Raw genomic sequence first — 15473 nt, 5'->3', positions numbered from 1 at the left:
CTGCGTGGGAGGATGGGCCCGGTTGCGGGGACGCTAAATTGAACTTTGGTTCTCGTTCCTTGGGATCATGCCGCCTTTGTCACGGCGCAATCGCGATGCCCCAGGGGGCTGCGCCGGTTGGCACCGTGGCGACAGCCCTTGCGTTGGCGAGGTCGATCACCGACACCTGATCGGACAGGCCGTCGGCCGTATAGGCGAAGGCGCCGTCTGCGCTGACCGCCAAGTGCCATATGCGACGGCCGACCGGTACATAGGCGCGCACCTTGCGTGTCGCGACATCGACCAGCGCGACATGGTCGGCCCGGCCCAGCGCAACGATGGCCGTCTTGCCATCGGGCGTGAAGCGGATGCCGCAGGGCAGGATGCGATGTTCGGGAATGCCGGGGATCGCGAAGTGGAGCGTTGCGACGATTTTCCGGGTCGCCGGGTCTGCGATCTGCACTGTGCCGCCCACTTCCGCCGCGATCCACAATTCCTTGCCGTCGCCGGTAAATTCAACGTGGCGGGGGCGCAGGTCGGTCGGCGTTTCGCCGATCATTTCGTGCGATCGGCTGTCGATCCAGTTGACGACATTATCCTCTTCGGACGTCACCGCGATCCATCGCGAGTCCGGGCTTTGCGCCACGCCCTCGGGTTCGCCGCCGACATCGACCTGAAATGCGACGGTGCGGGTTTTCAGATCGACGGCGGTCAAGGCCGCATTGTCTTCATTGGCGATGAACAGCATCGCGCCGTCCCGCGACAGGAAGAATTGTTCGGGATCCTGTCCCGATGGCAGGTCGGCGACAACCTTGCCCGTCGCCCGGTCGATCACCTGCACCGCATGGTCGGCGCTGGCGCAGACATAGATGTAACGTCCGTCCTTCGACACCGTGATGCCGCGCGGCCGACCGCCGACCGGCCAGGTCGCAACGACTGCCCTGGACGCCGCGTCGATAACGGTGATGCTGTCGCCCCGTTCGTTGGAGACATAGAGCGTCTCGGCCTGGAGCGCGCCCGGCAAGAACATCAGACCGGCGCAGATACCGGCAAAGGCAAGGCGGTTCATCGGGCAATCCTCTCCAGATCGGCTTTTCATCCCTTGGGATTATTCGCGGTCTACAGGGCGCTTGCCCGCGACGGCATTGTACCAATGGTCAATGGGGTCGCCCGCCCGCTTCGCCTAACATCATCCCCAACAGGGACGTTCAGTTTTTCTGGGTAGAGGATGATGGAGATGCAATTCGGGAAAGCGGCCCTGCTGGGCGCTGCCGCAATTCTGGGCGTTACGGCGAGCGCGAGCGCGTTGATGGCCCATGGCGATGTGACGCCGCAGGCGGTTGATACGTCGGCCCTGCCCGACATCGGTCAGGAATGGCTGGCCGCCAACCCCTATACCGGCAACGCCAAGGCGATCGAGATCGGCCAGTCGGCCTATGGGCAGAACTGCGCCCGTTGCCATGGTCTGGACGCGGAGAGCGGCGGCATTGCGCCTGATCTGCGCTATCTGGAGCTGGGCGAGTCGGGCGACCAGTGGTTCCTGGAGCGGTTCCGCCATGGTTCCAGCCATGACGGGAAGGTCTACATGCCGCCGTTCGGCGACGTGCTGGGTCAGAAAGCGGGCTGGGCCATTCGCGCCTGGCTTGAAACCAAGCATCAGGAATGACGCCATGATCGACCGGCGCGGATTGATCGGCGGCATGGGCGCGGCGCTTGCGCTGGGCCTGTTGCCGGGCATGGCTCGGGCGGCGCCATTGGCAAAGGTCAAGGCGCTGGGTGTCCTTCGGGTCGTCGTTTACAAGGATAACCGGCCATGGTCGTGGGAAGAGGGCGGCAAACTGGTCGGCCTTGACGTCGATATCGCCCATGCGATCGCCGAAAAGCTCGGCGTCCGCGCCGATGTGGCGCAGATCGCGGCTGACGAAAGCGTCGACGACGATCTGCGCAACGGCGTGTGGAAAGGGGGCCTGCTCGGCTTCGTGCCCGGCGACCTGATGCTGCATGTGCCGTTCGACCGCGTTTTTGCTTCGCGCAACGATCAGGTCGCGATCATCGCGCCCTATTATCGCGAAAGCTTCCAGTTCGCCGGGATCAAGAGTCAGCTCGATCTGGAGGGAATGCCGCCCCAGTGGCGCGGACGGAAGCTTGCGGCGGAACTCGACAGCATCCCCGATTTCTACCTGCTCGGCTCCTTCGGCGGCCTGCTGGCAAGGGATGTCGCCCATTATATGAGCGGTTCCGAAGCCGTTGCAGCGGTGAAGGACGGAAAGGCCGACGCCGTGCTCGCCAGCCGCGCCCAGATCGAGGAGGCGCTCAGTCACGGCGGCGCTGATCGCGTCGCGGTGCGCAGGGGGCCGTTGCCCGCTTTCACCTCGCCGGGCTGGGACATCGGCATGGCGGTCAAGGAAAACAGCCGCACGCTGGGCGACGCTGTCGAGGACATCATCACCGCCATGGCGGCCAGCGGCCAGATGAAGGCGCTGTTCGCCGCGCGCGGCGTCAGCTGGGCGCCTGCGCTCGCGATGGGCTGAAAAAGAGGCGACGGCGGCGACCCAAGGTTCAATTGCCGCCCGCGCCTTACATCATAGTCTGACGGCAACAGGGGGCGCTGGTTCGCGCTTCTGCAACAAGGGAGGATGGTTATGAAGGGACAAATCTTGCGGAGGCTGTCCGGCGTTGCCGCGCTGGCGCTGACGCTGAGCGCCGCGCCGCTGCTGGCCGAAGGGCCGACCGACGCCGATCTGATGAACGACGCGGCTTCGACCGGCGACGTTCTCACCTATGGCATGGGTCCGCAGGCGCATCGCTTCAGCGCGCTGAGCGCCATCAACGCCGGCAATGTCGCCAGGCTGGTTCCCGCCTTCGCCGCTTCGCTGGGCGGCGAAAAGCAGCGTGGTCAGGAAGCGCAGCCGATCGTTTATGATGGCATGATCTACGTCACCGGCTCCTATTCCCGCCTGTTCGCCTTCGACGCCCGCACCGGTGAGGAAAAATGGCAATATGACGCCCGCCTGCCCGACGGCATCATGCCCTGCTGCGACGTCGTCAACCGCGGCGCCGCCATTTATGGCGACAAGATCATCTTCGCCACGCTTGACGCGCGGCTCGTGGCGCTGAACCGCCACACCGGCAAGGTCATCTGGAACAAGCAGACCGCCGATTATCAGGCCGGCTATTCGGCCACCGCTGCGCCGATCATCGTCAAGGGCAAGGTCATTTATGGCAATTCGGGCGGTGAATTCGGTGTCGTCGGCGCTGTCGAAGCGCGCGACGTCAACACCGGCGAACTGGTGTGGCGTCGTCCGACGATTGAGGGGCATATGGGTGCCCTGAACGGCAAGGATAACGGCATCACCGGCAAGACCAACGCCACCTGGGCCGGCGACCTTTGGAAGACCGGGGGCGGCGCGACCTGGCTGGGCGGCACCTATGACCCGGAAACCAACCTGCTCTTCTTCGGCACCGGCAACCCGTCGCCGTGGAACAGCCACTTGCGGCCCGGCGACAATCTCTACACCAGTTCGACGCTGGCGATCGACCCGGACACGGGCGTCATCAAATGGCATTACCAGACCACGCCGCACGACGGCTGGGACTTTGACGGCGTGAACGAATTCATTCCGTTCGACGCGACGATCAACGGCAAGCCGATGAAGCTGGGCGCTAAGGCCGACCGTAACGGCTATTTCTTTGTGCTCGACCGCACCAACGGCAAGTTCATCGGGGCGCACAAGTTCGTCATGCAGACGACCTGGGCCGATGGCTTCAATGCCAAGACCGGCCGTCCCAACTATATCGCCGCCAACCGTCCCGGCGCTCCGGGCGCGGCGGGCGAAAAGGGCGGTTCGGTCTTCGCCAGCCCGTCCTTCCTGGGCGGCAAGAACTGGATGCCGATGGCCTATAGCCAGGATACCGGCCTGTTCTACATCCCGTCGAACGACTGGGGCATGGACATCTGGAACGAGGGCATCGCCTACAAGAAGGGCGCGGCCTATCTGGGCGCGGGCTTCACCATCAAGTCGATTGCGGACGACCATATCGGCGCCCTGCGCGCCATGGACCCCAGGACCGGCAAGATCGTTTGGGAATATAAAAACAAGGCGCCGCTGTGGGGCGGGGTGCTGACGACCGGCGGCAATCTGGTCTTCACGGGCACGCCCGAAGGCTATCTGAAGGCCTTTGACGCGAAAACCGGGCAGGAACTGTGGAAGTTCCAGACGGGTTCGGGTGTGGTCGGATCGCCCGTCACCTGGGAACAGGATGGCGAACAATATGTGGCGGTGATGTCCGGCTGGGGCGGCGCGGTGCCGCTGTGGGGCGGCGAAGTCGCCAAGTCGTTCAAGGACATCAACCAGGGCGGTTCGCTCTGGGTGTTCAAGCTGCCGAAATAAGGAGGCGGTCGGCATGATCATCATGGGGCGTGGACATCAGGGACAACAGGCGGCGGCGGGCATCGCCCCGGTCGCGATGCGCCTTGCCACGCCCCGTGCTTTGATCGATGATCGGGATAGGGCAGGGGAGATGATCGACGAAATGGGCGCCGCTGCGATCATGGAACGGGTTTTGATCGTCGACGATCATCCACTGGTGCGCGATGGCCTTCGCAGTGTGATCGCCATCAGTTTCGATTCCTGCGAAGTGCTGGAGGCCGCCAGCCTGGATGAAGCGGTGTCCTTGCTGGAAAAGCAGGACAGTTTCGACCTTGTCCTGCTCGATCTCAACATTCCCGATGTCCGTCGGCTCGACGGATTGCGGCTGCTCCGCTCCCGCTTCCCGATCCTGCCCGTTGTCATGGTGTCCGGCGCCTTCGATCGCGCCATCGTTCAGGAGGCGCTGGCGGCCGGCGCGGCGGGCTTCATTCCCAAATCCATGAAGCGCAGCGGCATCGTCCAAGCGCTGCACCGCATCGTTGCGGGCGAAATCTATCTGCCTGAAACCACGGGAGAGGCCGCTGCGCCTTCGCCTGACGAGGAAGACATCAACCGCCGCATCGAAACGCTGACGCCGCAGCAGCGCACCGTGCTCGCCCATCTGGTTCGTGGTCGCCTGAACAAGCAGATCGCGCATGACCTTGGCGTGTCGATGACCACGATAAAGGCGCATGTGTCGGCCATTTTGCAGAAGCTGGGCGTGCTGAGCCGCACCCAGGCGGTCATCAAGGCCAACCGCGTCCATTTCATCGCTGAAGGCAACGACTGATCCCGTCTGCCTGGGCGCACGGGATAAAGTGCGTCCGCCAGTGTCGCCCTGATTAACGACGTGACCGCGCGGCCGCGCGGCCCTGGCCCTAATCCGTCATGGTGCGCAGCAGGGCGCGCAACTGGGCCGGCTTTACCGGCTTGTTGAGAAGGGGGATGCCGCGTTCGTCGAGCCTGGCCTTCAATTCTTCGCCGCGGTCCGCCGAAATCATGATTGCGCGCACGGCCATGCCGAAATGGACTGCCAGTCGATCAATCGTTTCGTCGCCCGTCTCGCCATTGTTCAGATGATAGTCGACCAGCACCACATCGGGCGCTTTCTCGCGCGGGAAGTTGGCCGTGGCCTCGTCATAGCTGGCGGTGACCGTGACGCGGCAGCCCCAACCCTCCAGCAATGTGCGCATTCCGCTCTGGATCGAGCGTTCATTGTCGATGACCAGCACCGACAGGCCGCGCATGGAACGGTCGCGCCCGGCGCTATCGGTCGGTCCGCCGTCCTGCTGCACGGGCTCGCCACGCGGCACGTCGATGGAAAAGGTCGATCCGCGCCCCGGCATGGATTCGAGCAGGATCGGATGGCGCAGCATGTCGCTGGCGCGCTTGACGATGGCCAGACCCAGCCCTTTGCCGCCCTGACGGGTGTCGAACCGGCGGAATTCCTCGAAAATCAGTAACTGGTTGTCGGGTGCGATGCCGGGGCCGGTATCCGACACGCTGACCCGGACATGGCTCGACCCCACAGCGCAGCGCACCCGCACCGATCCGCGCTGGGTATAGCGGACCGCATTGGAAACGAAATTCTGGAGGATGCGGCGCAACAGGCGGATGTCGGACCGCACCCAAGCGGGGCCGCTTTCCACCACCAGTTCAAGGCCCGCTGATCGCGCCATCGGTGCGAATTCGACGCGCAATGTTTCAATCAACTGATCGAGCAGGAAATTGGATATTTCAGGCTGGATCGCCCCTGCGTCGAGGCGGCTGATTTCGAGCAACGCCTCCAGCAAGTCCTCGACCGAATCCAGCGCCGTCGACGTCTGGTTGACGAGCGCCCGGGTGGGCAGGGCGAGGCGACGGTCGGCCAGCGCGGCGACGAACAGGCGGGCGGCGTTCAGCGGCTGCAACAGGTCGTGGCTGGCGGCGGCCAGAAAGCTGGTTTTCGACAGATTGGCGCGTTCCGCGACGGTCTTGGCTTCCAGCAACTGTGCCTCCACCTGCCGCCGCTCGGCAACTTCGCCTTCCAGTCGGGAATTGACCTCGACCAGTTCGGCTGTCCGCTCCGCGACGCGGCGCTCGAGCGTTTCGGCCGTTTCCTGCAAACTGGCCTGCGCGCGCAGCATGTCGGTGATGTCGGTAAAGCCGATCACCTGACCGCCCCGTTCCATGGCGTTGCTGCGCACTTCGAAACAGCGGGAATCGATGTTCACCCGACGCTGGATTCGTTCGCCCAGGCGACGGTCGCCGCGCCAGTCGAGGCAGCCGTCATCCTGCATACCCAGTTCGCCGCGGCACCATGCGATCAGATCGGCATGGGTGCTAACGCCCTGGCCCCAGTCCGCGGGCAGGCCAAGCAAGCGTTGCAATGCGTCGTTCCAGGCCGCCAGCCGCCCTTCGGCATCAAACAGGCACACGCCCTCAGACAGATTGTCGAGCGTCGCCTGCAACACGATGTTGCGTTCCGCCAGTTCGCGAGCGCGGTTGCGAGCGTCCTCCGCCTTGACCTCGGTAATGTCGGTATAGATGCCGACAATGCCGCCCTCGCTGGTCCGCAACTCGTTGACCTGGACCCAGCGGCCATCAGCCAGCGCCTGCACATGGCCGCCGCTGGCGACGCTGTGGCGGGCGAGGCGATCGGAGACCCAGCGATCAGGGCCGACGATCGAGCCAGGGGGGCGGTGCTGCGCCGCCGCCAGCTTGGCGATGGCGTCGAACGCCATGCCTTCCTCCACCTGATCGGCGATTTCCGGCCAGAAGCCGAGATATGCCTCGTTGAACAGGACAAGCTTGTCCTCTGCATCGAACAGCACGAAGCCTTCGTTGATGGAATCAATCGCGTCGCGCAGGCGCATCCGCATGGCGTCGGCGGCGGCATGGGCCTTCGCCAGATCGGCATTGGCCGTCGCCAGCCGGGACAGGGCGTCCTCCAGTTCGACGGTGCGTTTGCGGACCTTGGATTCCAGCGAGATCGCGGTTTCGAACATCGCAAAGGCGTTGCCGGCCATATCGCTCGACCGTTCGACCCGGTCCATCAGCGCCGCGTTGATCTTGCGCAGCTTGCGCACTTCCTCGCGCAGGCTTTCCTTTTCCGGGTCAAGGTCTTCCGGCGCAAGCCGGGCTTTGCCGCTCATCGCCCGATGGCCAGCCCGCTGAACGTCTGGTTCACATGCAGGGCGTGATATTGTTCGCCATAGGTGTTGAAGCCGATGACCCGATGCCGGCCGTAGAGTTCGGAGACCAAGCGGCCGATCTGGCGCTGTTCGGCGTCGATGCGGTTGAGCACGCAGTCAAAGGCGATGATCCGGTCGACCTTGCCCACGCGCCTTTCGATGTCAGTGAACAGCTTTTTCATGCCATCGATCCGGTCGACCGGTTCGCCCACGGCCAGCACGATGCCTTCATCTATGGCGCAATAGAATGTCAGGCTGCCGTCGGCATTGGCGCTCTGGATGGAGCGCACATGATATTCGCCGCCCGCGCGGACCATAGGCGGATGGGCGGCGTAAAATTCTATGCCCAGTTCCTCGCCTGCATGGCCGGCCAGGCGCAGATATTCCTGCGCGGCCGGTTCAGCGTTGATTTCGGTGACGATCCGATCATGCGGCAGGGCGCCGGTCACCACCATCTTTTCCGCGCTCGGACGGTAATGCTGCGCCTTGAACACATGCACCGGGCGCGGCGTTGACAGGATGGCGACGACGCCGGCATGGGTCTGAAACCGGCCGCCTTCGAATATCGCGGTTTCCCGGAACATGAGGCCATCGCCCGACGACCCGCCGATCAAAGGAATGTCTCCCAGCGCATCCTGTATGGTCATGGTCAGCAATTCTTCGCTGTGCGACAGGCCATCGACCAGGAACAGGGCGACATGATTGACCTTGTCGCCCAGATGACGGCTGTCGCGTTCGGCGACCGCCACAAGCGTCCGGATCGCGTCGCGCGCGGCAACAGGATCGAAATTGTCGACATCGTCGAAATGCTGGGACAGCAAACGGAAACCATCCGCGGGGAAGCCGATGACGCTCAGGCTGTCCTGATCATAGCCATGGTTCGTCAGTTCGCCCGAACTGGTGCAACCGATGGTCACCACGCCTTCGCTGCGCAGGTTGATGGCCCGGGCCAGATCGCCCCGATCAAAACGGTGGGAACAGAACATCAACATGCCCGCCAGCGGTTCATCGCCAAGCTGCGCCATGACATCGTCCATCGCCTGAACCGGATCGGCGGCGTGACTGGAGGCGAATCCAATGCCGCGAGCCAATAAGGTCATCCCCTCATCCCCTCATCTTTATGGCCTTTTATGAACCTTCTTGCGGGCGATTGTCACCGGTTGAAATCAGCTTGCGACGCATTCGTCCCATCAGCGCGGAAATGGTCAGAACAACGATGGGGGCGGCCAGGCCCAGCGCCAGGGTGGACGACAGTGCGGGCGCGATCTTTTCGACCGCTTTCAGGGGATAGGACAGCAGGCCCAGCGCATAATAGCTGATCGCGACGACCGACAGGCCCTCGACCAGATGTTGCAGCCGCAACTGCATCCGGGCGCTGGCGTCCATGGATGTCAGCAGGCGGGCGTTCTGATTTTCGATATGCGTCTCGATCCGCGTGCGCAGCAGCCCGGTGAATTGCGCCGCCCGCCCGCCGAGCAGCGCCAGCCGCTCGGCAAAGGCGGAACAGGTGCGCATCGCCGGGTTGAAGCGGCGGCCGGTGAAATCGCTGAGCGACTGGAAGCCCGCAATGGGGCGCACGTCCAGTTCCGCCAGGCGATCGGCGACGATGCGGGCATAGGCGGCGGTCGCGCTCATCCGGAAATCGCAGGCGCTGGCGATCGACAGGAGGGTGGCGCTCTGCATGGTCAGCGCGTCCAGCAGATCGTCGTCGCGCTCCCGTCCATCGCGAAGGGCGCGGCCCGTACGTTCCAGAGCCTCGCCGATGCTCGCAAGCTGCGACCAGCCATTTTGCGCCACCGGCAGGCCAGTGAGCGCCATGTTGCGATAATTGCCCAGTTCCTGAAGTTTCTGGACGCAGCGGGCAAGATCGCCGGAGGACAGGCCGTTGGCGGCGATCACCAGTCGGCCATAGCCGTCGGCATGAATGCGAAAGTCGCTCCATATCCTTGCCCCGCCGCTGACATGGCAGGACACGAGATGGGACGGGCTGAACGCCGCCGCGTCGACGATGGCCTGCGCCGTGGCCTCGTCATCCACCATGATGACATGGGTTGCGCGGATTGCCTGGCCGGGCAATTGTTCGATCCAGCGCAGCGCCTGCGCCGCCGGGCCTTCATCGGGCAGCCGCCAGTCGAGGGGCAGGGCGTCCGGCCCGGTCAACGTCAGGGTGGCGGTGCCCGCCTCGCTATGCCCTTCCCATGTGATCCGGGCATCGTCCGACCAGCGCGCCTCCAGATGGCGGGCGCCGTCCGACCGGCAGGGGCAGGTGAGGGTGGCAAGGGCTTCCATCTCCCGCGCGCGTTCCCCTTCCTCGAGCATATGGACGATTTGCAAAGCCTGCGCGGGCAGGGTGAGCAGGGGAAAGCGGCGCAGATGCATCTCGCCGACCACCTGCCGCCTTTGGGGATGTTCGACGAAGCGCATGGCGGCCTCAGCCCCCACGGGGCGGTTCGCCCGCCGCCGTCAGCGCGCGATTCTCCGCATCGGAAAAGAGGCGCGACCGCACGATGAAGCGTTGCCCCTCGGGACTTTCGAGCGACATGCCCGCGCCCCGCCCCGGAACGACGTCGATCGTCACTTGCGTGTGACGCCAATATTCGAATTGCGCCGCGCCGATCCAAACCGGTACATCGCCTGCGACATGGCCGAGCAGCACGTCCTGCGCGCCGACCCTGAACTCGCCGCGCGCAAAGCACATCGGCGCGGAGCCGTCGCAGCAGCCGCCGGACTGGTGAAACATCAACGGGCCGTGGCGCGTCGTCAGCCGCGCTATCAGCGCCTCCGCTTGCGCCGTAGCCAAAATGCGCGGGGGAATGTCGTCCGTCATGCCGACCTCCTTGCAATATGGGGACGGTGAAATGCCAGACGGCGGGCATCGGGAAGATGCCCGCCGTCGGTCGAAGGATGGAGAGGGAGTAGAGAGCCTTCGACCCGGACAGCCATAGCGTTTCCCGGCCGTCGGGCGGAAACGCCCGGCGACGGGGAGGACGCGATCAGAAAAAGCCCAGCGCCTTGGGGCTGTAGCTGACCAGCAGATTCTTGGTCTGCTGATAATGATCCATCATCATCTTGTGGTTTTCGCGGCCGATGCCCGACTGTTTGTAGCCGCCGAACGCCGCATGGGCGGGGTAAGCGTGGTAGCAGTTGGTCCACACGCGGCCCGCCTGGATCGCGCGGCCCATGCGATAGGCGCGGCTGCCATCGCGGGTCCACACGCCCGCGCCCAGGCCATAGAGCGTGTCGTTGGCGATGGCGAGTGCTTCGGCTTCATCCTTGAAGGTCGTGACCGACAGGACGGGGCCAAAGATCTCCTCCTGGAAAATCCGCATCTTGTTGTGGCCCTTCAGCACGGTCGGGGTCACATAATAGCCTTCGGCCAGTTCGCCATCGAGGCTCGCGCGTTCGCCGCCCGTCAGCAGTTCTGCGCCTTCATCGAGGCCGATCCTGATATAGGACAGGATCTTTTCGAGCTGATCGTTCGACGCCTGCGCGCCGATCATGGTCGACGGATCGAGCGGGCTGCCCTGCCTGATCGCCTTCACGCGGGCAATGGCGCGGTCGATGAACTTTTCGAAGATCGACTCCTGGATCAGCGCGCGGCTGGGACAGGTGCAGACCTCACCCTGGTTAAGGGCGAACATCGCAAAACCTTCCAGGCACTTGTCGAAATAATCGTCGTCGGCGTCCATCACGTCTTCGAAGAAGATGTTGGGCGACTTGCCACCCAGTTCCAGCGTGACCGGGGTCAGGTTTTCCGACGCATATTGCATGATCAGCCGGCCGGTGGTGGTTTCGCCTGTAAAGGCGATCTTGCTGATGCGCTTGTTGCTGGCGAGCGGCTTGCCCGCTTCGACGCCAAAGCCGTTGACGACGTTCAGCACGCCCGGCGGCAGCAGGTCGCCGATGATTTCCATCAGCACCATGATCGACATCGGCGTCTGTTCGGCGGGCTTGAGCACGATGCAGTTGCCAGCGGCCAGAGCCGGGGCCAGCTTCCACACGGCCATCAGCAGCGGGAAGTTCCAGGGGATGATCTGACCCACGACGCCCAGCGGTTCATGGAAGTGATAGGCGATGGTGTCATGGTCGATTTCGCAGATCGACCCTTCCTGCGCGCGGGCGCAGCCGGCGAAGTAGCGGAAATGGTCGATGGCCAACGGAATGTCGGCATGGGTGGTTTCGCGGATCGGCTTGCCGTTGTCGATGGTTTCGGCCATCGCGATCAGGTCGAGATTGGCCTCCATGCGGTCGGCCATCTTCAGCAGGATGTTCGACCGTTCGGTCGGCGATGCCTTCGCCCAAGCGTCCTTCGCCTTGTGCGCGGCGTCCAGCGCCAGTTCGATATCGGCAGCGCCGCCACGCGCGATCTTGCACACCACCTGACCGGTCACCGGCGAGATATTGTCGAAATATTCGCCGCCTGCCGGGGCGACCCACTGGCCGCCGATGTAATTTTCATATGTGTCGCGGATCAGCGTCTTGCCGGCAAACCGCTCCATGGCCTGTTGCAACATCATCCTACTCCCAGGTTGATTGGAATTGGCGTTGAAAATGGCATTGCGGGCCAGGGAGGCAATTGGACCTTCGGTCAATGTGGTTGGCGATCCCGGATTGCGCGACGTCAATGTTCCTTTTTCGTTCCGGCTATGGCATGGAACCAGATCATGGACTCGCCGCCATCCCCGCCGCGCAAGATCATCCATATCGACATGGACGCCTTTTATGCTTCGGTGGAGCAGCGGGATAATCCCGACCTTCGCGGGCAACCCATTGCGGTGGGCGGCGGCGGGCCGCGCGGCGTGGTGGCCACGGCAAGCTATGAAGCGCGCGCCTTTGGCGTCCGATCCGCCATGCCGGGCGCGCGGGCGCGGCGGTTATGCCCTTCGCTGATCTTCGTCCCGCCCCGGTTCGAAGCCTATCGGGCGGTGTCGGCGCAGGTGCGCGCCATCTTCGCCCGCTTCACCGACATCATCCAGCCCCTGTCGCTCGACGAAGCCTATCTGGACGTGACGGAAAACAAGCCCGGCATCGCGTCGGCCACCCGCATCGCTGAGGAAATTCGCCGCATGATCCGCGAGGAAACGGGTCTTACAGCATCGGCGGGCGTGTCCTATAACAAGCTGATCGCCAAGCTGGCGTCGGACCAGAACAAGCCCGACGGCATCTGTGTCGTGCGACCGGATCAAGGCGCCGATTTCATGGCCGCCATGCCCGTGCGGCGCATCCATGGCGTCGGCCCGGTGACTGCGGCAAGGATGCAGCAATTGGGCATAGAGACGGGCGCCGACCTGCGCGCGCGCGACCTGCCATTCCTTCAGGCGCATTTCGGCAGCGCCGCGCCTTTCTACTATCGCGCGGCGCGGGGACAGGACGATCGACCGGTGCACGAGCGCCAGGGGCGCAAGTCGATCAGTGTCGAGGATACGTTTTTCGACGATGTGACGGACCGGGACAGGCTGGTGGCCGAGATCGACCGGATCGCCGCCAATTTATGGGGCCGGGCGGAGAGGGCGCGGGCGCGCGGGCGAACCGTGGTGCTGAAAATCAAGTTCGCGGATTTTCGGATCATCACCCGTTCGCACAGCCTGCACGCGGCGGTGGCGTCATCCGACCTGCTGGCGCAGATCGGGCGCGATTTGCTGCTGGCGCAATTGCCGCTGCGCATGGGTGCCCGTCTGCTGGGCCTTGGCATCCACAATCTGGAGGATGATGGCGACGAGGACGGGGCGGGCGGCCAACTGGCGCTCGCCATCTGATGGTTACAGGCGCGGGTCGGCGTCCCGCCATGTTCCGGGCTCCAGATCGTCCAGCGACCAGTCGCCGATGCGCCACCGCACCAGTCGCAGCGTCGGGTGGCCGACGGCCGCCGTCATCCGTCGCACCTGCCGGTTGCGGCCCTCGCGGATCGTGAGTTGCAACCAGCCGTCGGGGACGCTCTTGCGAAATCGCACCGGCGGATCGCGAGGCCACAAAGCCGGGTCGTCGATGCGTTCGGCCTCGGCCGGGCGGGTCATGCCATCGTTCAATTGCACGCCGCTTCGCAACTGCGCCAGCGCCTCGTCGGTGACATCGCCTTCGACCTGCGCCAGATAGGTCTTGGGCATCTTGAACCGGGGTTCTGCGATCCGCGCCTGCAAGCCGCCATCGTCGGTCAGCAGCAACAGCCCCTCGCTGTCGCGGTCCAGTCGCCCGGCGGGGTAGACGCCGGGCGCGTCAATGAAGGCCGAAAGGGTGGGGCGGGGCGACCCCGCCGTCCCCTTGTCGGTGAACTGGCTCAGCACCCCATAGGGCTTGTTGAACAGGATAAGGCGCATCGGGCGCGGATCAGAAGGGCAGCCAGGTCCGCTTTTCGGTGAATTTCATGTAACCCGCATTGACGCCCAGCCGGTATCCCACACCCAGCCGGATCGGGATAAGCACTACATTGCCCCAGCGCAGATAGGTGGCGGTGAAGCCGCCGACTAGATAGGCCGTGCCCTCCGCAGCCGGGAAGCGGTGGAAGAGATCCTGCGTGTCATACAGATTATAGACGAGGACGAAGGTGTTGGAGGCATTGCCGCCGACATCAAAGCCGATGGACGGGCCGGTCCAGTAAACCTCGCGCTTGCCCTCGACCTTGTGATTGAGCGTGCCCGAGCCGTAGCGAAGCCCGACGACGAAGGCTCCCGACGCCTCACGCCCGGCGATATAGGCGTTGGGTCGCCCCTGATCCTTCAGAACCTTTTCGATCAGCCCGGCCAGCCCTTCGGCGCCCTTGCCGAACACGCCCTCGGCCGCGCCGATCAGATCGTCTTCCTGATAGGATATGGCGGCGTCTGGCGCTGATGGCGGGGAATTGGCTGTGACAGGCGCGCCGGTCGCCGTGCTCCCGGCTGAAGCACCGGTGTCGGCATTGCTGTCATAGATGCTGCTGTCGGTGCTGACCCCCGGTTCGGTCGGCATCGCATTGGCGGGGGGCGGCGGCGCCAGGTCGGCGTCGATCGCGCTGTTGGGGTCGATGGTGCGCACCTGCGCCCTTGCGGGCGCGATCGCCATGGCCGCCAGCGCGACGATCATCATGCCCGCCGGGCCGATGCGGCTGACCCATTGCATTGCGTTGCCCGACATATTTGTGCTCCCCGGCCATTTTGGCGTTTGATCGGCGCAGTTAACCGTCCTGAAGCTGAAACGACAATGAACGAACGGCGACCCGAGTCGATTTCGCGGCAGACTGAATCGGCATTATGGCGGCCTGTCAGTGCGCAAAGGCAAATATGGCCGTTGCCATGTGCCCAGCCGCTCGTTATAGGCGCTCTCCACACAGCCATTGCCCGCCCTGCGCGGTGGGTGCACGGCGTGCGGAGACGTGGGTGAGTGGCTGAAACCAGCGGTTTGCTAAACCGTCGTGCCCTGAATGGGGCACCCCGGGTTCGAATCCCGGCGTCTCCGCCAGAACTTAGACTAGTGCCATGATTTTCCTGCGCTTTTCTAAGCGGCCTGAAATCATCCCCACCAAATACACCACATCAAAAATTCGCCGGCAGTTCATGAGGCGCGTGTAGCGATATCGCTACGCAAGCTGGCTGAAAGTGGCGAGCGTTTCAGTTGTCACCATATAGTGACGCACATAGTTCAGGCGCTTTTAGGGCTTCCGAAAATTCGAAATAATCTCGCATTGTTCGATCCTGGCTGCGCCCGGCGCTTGGTAATCAGGGCTAAACCTCATCCCTGACGGAAGGCCAGAAAAATGAACTTCGGAAAGGAAAGTGAATATGGACAAGAATGACTTCGCCAGCCTGAAGCGGGCCATGGCCCAGATCGACGATTATCAGGGCTGGTGCTCTGCCACCTGAAAACTGGATCGCTTTGAGCTAGAGTTTTCAGCCTCAGATTTCCTTGGCTGGGCAAGGAGGCGCGGCATGAAGGCATCGAA

13 protein-coding genes and 1 tRNA gene are annotated in these 15473 nt (G+C 63.8%); 6 read left to right on the top strand and 8 right to left on the bottom strand.

All coding sequences use genetic code 11. The annotated features are described in order from the left end of the window. Positions 1–79 precede the first annotated feature (79 nt). Positions 80–1009, bottom strand: coding sequence for a PQQ-dependent catabolism-associated beta-propeller protein (locus GGR44_RS04380; protein ID WP_425511299.1), 930 nt, complete (start codon positions 1007–1009; stop codon positions 80–82). A gap of 201 nt (positions 1010–1210) precedes the next feature. Between GGR44_RS04380 and pedF the strand changes: the two genes are divergently transcribed. The 4 genes from pedF to GGR44_RS04360 all read left to right on the top strand — a co-directional run bounded on the left by pedF (position 1211) and on the right by GGR44_RS04360 (position 5178). After that, positions 1211–1645 (top strand): cytochrome c-550 PedF, encoded by a 435-nt coding sequence (gene pedF, locus GGR44_RS04375; RefSeq protein ID WP_425511298.1) that lies wholly within the window; start codon positions 1211–1213, stop codon positions 1643–1645. 4 nt (positions 1646–1649) lie between these two features. After that, complete coding sequence (locus tag GGR44_RS04370; RefSeq protein WP_183954264.1) at positions 1650–2510, top strand: substrate-binding periplasmic protein; 861 nt, start codon at positions 1650–1652, stop codon at positions 2508–2510. Between the two features lie 111 nt (positions 2511–2621). Continuing rightward, positions 2622–4370 carry a methanol/ethanol family PQQ-dependent dehydrogenase gene (locus GGR44_RS04365; protein ID WP_183954263.1) on the top strand — a complete coding sequence of 583 codons (1749 nt, stop codon included), beginning with the start codon at positions 2622–2624 and terminating at the stop codon, positions 4368–4370. Between the two features lie 13 nt (positions 4371–4383). Next, entirely contained in the window at positions 4384–5178 is a 795-nt protein-coding gene (locus tag GGR44_RS04360) for a response regulator (protein WP_183954262.1), read from the top strand. Between the two features lie 88 nt (positions 5179–5266). On the opposite strand, the gene GGR44_RS04355 is transcribed toward GGR44_RS04360, so the two are convergent. The 5 genes from GGR44_RS04355 to adh form a co-directional block, all read right to left on the bottom strand. Continuing rightward, a complete protein-coding gene (locus GGR44_RS04355) occupies positions 5267–7522 on the bottom strand; it encodes a NahK/ErcS family hybrid sensor histidine kinase/response regulator (RefSeq protein WP_183954261.1) in 2256 nt (751 codons plus the stop codon). Then, on the bottom strand, positions 7519–8661 hold the full coding sequence (locus GGR44_RS04350) for an FIST N-terminal domain-containing protein (RefSeq protein ID WP_183954260.1): 1143 nt from the start codon (positions 8659–8661) through the stop codon (positions 7519–7521). Before GGR44_RS04350 ends, GGR44_RS04355 begins: the two co-directional genes overlap by 4 nt. A gap of 28 nt (positions 8662–8689) precedes the next feature. Continuing rightward, the gene (locus GGR44_RS04345; RefSeq protein WP_183954259.1) at positions 8690–9985 is read right to left on the bottom strand and encodes a DUF3422 domain-containing protein; all 1296 of its coding nucleotides are present in this window, start codon (positions 9983–9985) and stop codon (positions 8690–8692) included. Positions 9986–9992: 7 nt separating this feature from the next. Then, positions 9993–10388 (bottom strand): DUF779 domain-containing protein, encoded by a 396-nt coding sequence (locus tag GGR44_RS04340; RefSeq protein WP_183954258.1) that lies wholly within the window; start codon positions 10386–10388, stop codon positions 9993–9995. 166 nt (positions 10389–10554) lie between these two features. Then, positions 10555–12075, bottom strand: coding sequence for an aldehyde dehydrogenase (gene adh, locus GGR44_RS04335; protein WP_183954820.1), 1521 nt, complete (start codon positions 12073–12075; stop codon positions 10555–10557). A gap of 150 nt (positions 12076–12225) precedes the next feature. Here adh and dinB point away from each other — a divergent pair, with 150 nt between their 5' ends. Further along, positions 12226–13317, top strand: a complete 1092-nt coding sequence (dinB, locus tag GGR44_RS04330; protein ID WP_183954819.1) for a DNA polymerase IV — start codon at positions 12226–12228, stop codon at positions 13315–13317. A gap of 3 nt (positions 13318–13320) precedes the next feature. Here dinB and GGR44_RS04325 read toward each other — a convergent pair whose 3' ends face one another. After that, positions 13321–13875: a pseudouridine synthase gene (locus GGR44_RS04325; protein ID WP_183954257.1), complete on the bottom strand. Its 555-nt coding sequence runs from the start codon at positions 13873–13875 to the stop codon at positions 13321–13323. 10 nt (positions 13876–13885) lie between these two features. Beyond that, positions 13886–14668, bottom strand: coding sequence for a DUF1134 domain-containing protein (locus tag GGR44_RS04320; protein WP_183954256.1), 783 nt, complete (start codon positions 14666–14668; stop codon positions 13886–13888). A 232-nt stretch (positions 14669–14900) separates the two neighbouring features. Here GGR44_RS04320 and GGR44_RS04315 point away from each other — a divergent pair. Further along, positions 14901–14992 (top strand) — tRNA-Ser (locus GGR44_RS04315). The last annotated feature ends 481 nt before the right edge of the window (positions 14993–15473 follow it).

The organism is Sphingobium fontiphilum (assembly GCF_014196635.1).
Taxonomy (GTDB): Bacteria; Pseudomonadota; Alphaproteobacteria; order Sphingomonadales; family Sphingomonadaceae; genus Sphingobium; species Sphingobium fontiphilum.
This window is presented reverse-complemented; position numbering and strand designations above follow the sequence as displayed.

Excerpts from the sequence above, each read along its gene's own strand:
- GGR44_RS04380 (WP_425511299.1), bottom strand. The coding sequence starts at position 1,009 with ATGTTCTTGCCGGGCGCGCTCCAGGCCGAGACGCTCTATGTCTCCAAC.
- pedF (WP_425511298.1), top strand. The coding sequence starts at position 1,211 with ATGGAGATGCAATTCGGGAAAGCGGCCCTGCTGGGCGCTGCCGCAATT.
- GGR44_RS04370 (WP_183954264.1), top strand. The coding sequence starts at position 1,650 with ATGATCGACCGGCGCGGATTGATCGGCGGCATGGGCGCGGCGCTTGCG.
- GGR44_RS04365 (WP_183954263.1), top strand. The coding sequence starts at position 2,622 with ATGAAGGGACAAATCTTGCGGAGGCTGTCCGGCGTTGCCGCGCTGGCG.
- GGR44_RS04360 (WP_183954262.1), top strand. The coding sequence starts at position 4,384 with ATGATCATCATGGGGCGTGGACATCAGGGACAACAGGCGGCGGCGGGC.
- GGR44_RS04355 (WP_183954261.1), bottom strand. The coding sequence starts at position 7,522 with ATGAGCGGCAAAGCCCGGCTTGCGCCGGAAGACCTTGACCCGGAAAAG.
- GGR44_RS04350 (WP_183954260.1), bottom strand. The coding sequence starts at position 8,661 with ATGACCTTATTGGCTCGCGGCATTGGATTCGCCTCCAGTCACGCCGCC.
- GGR44_RS04345 (WP_183954259.1), bottom strand. The coding sequence starts at position 9,985 with ATGCGCTTCGTCGAACATCCCCAAAGGCGGCAGGTGGTCGGCGAGATG.
- GGR44_RS04340 (WP_183954258.1), bottom strand. The coding sequence starts at position 10,388 with ATGACGGACGACATTCCCCCGCGCATTTTGGCTACGGCGCAAGCGGAG.
- adh (WP_183954820.1), bottom strand. The coding sequence starts at position 12,075 with ATGTTGCAACAGGCCATGGAGCGGTTTGCCGGCAAGACGCTGATCCGC.
- dinB (WP_183954819.1), top strand. The coding sequence starts at position 12,226 with ATGGACTCGCCGCCATCCCCGCCGCGCAAGATCATCCATATCGACATG.
- GGR44_RS04325 (WP_183954257.1), bottom strand. The coding sequence starts at position 13,875 with ATGCGCCTTATCCTGTTCAACAAGCCCTATGGGGTGCTGAGCCAGTTC.
- GGR44_RS04320 (WP_183954256.1), bottom strand. The coding sequence starts at position 14,668 with ATGTCGGGCAACGCAATGCAATGGGTCAGCCGCATCGGCCCGGCGGGC.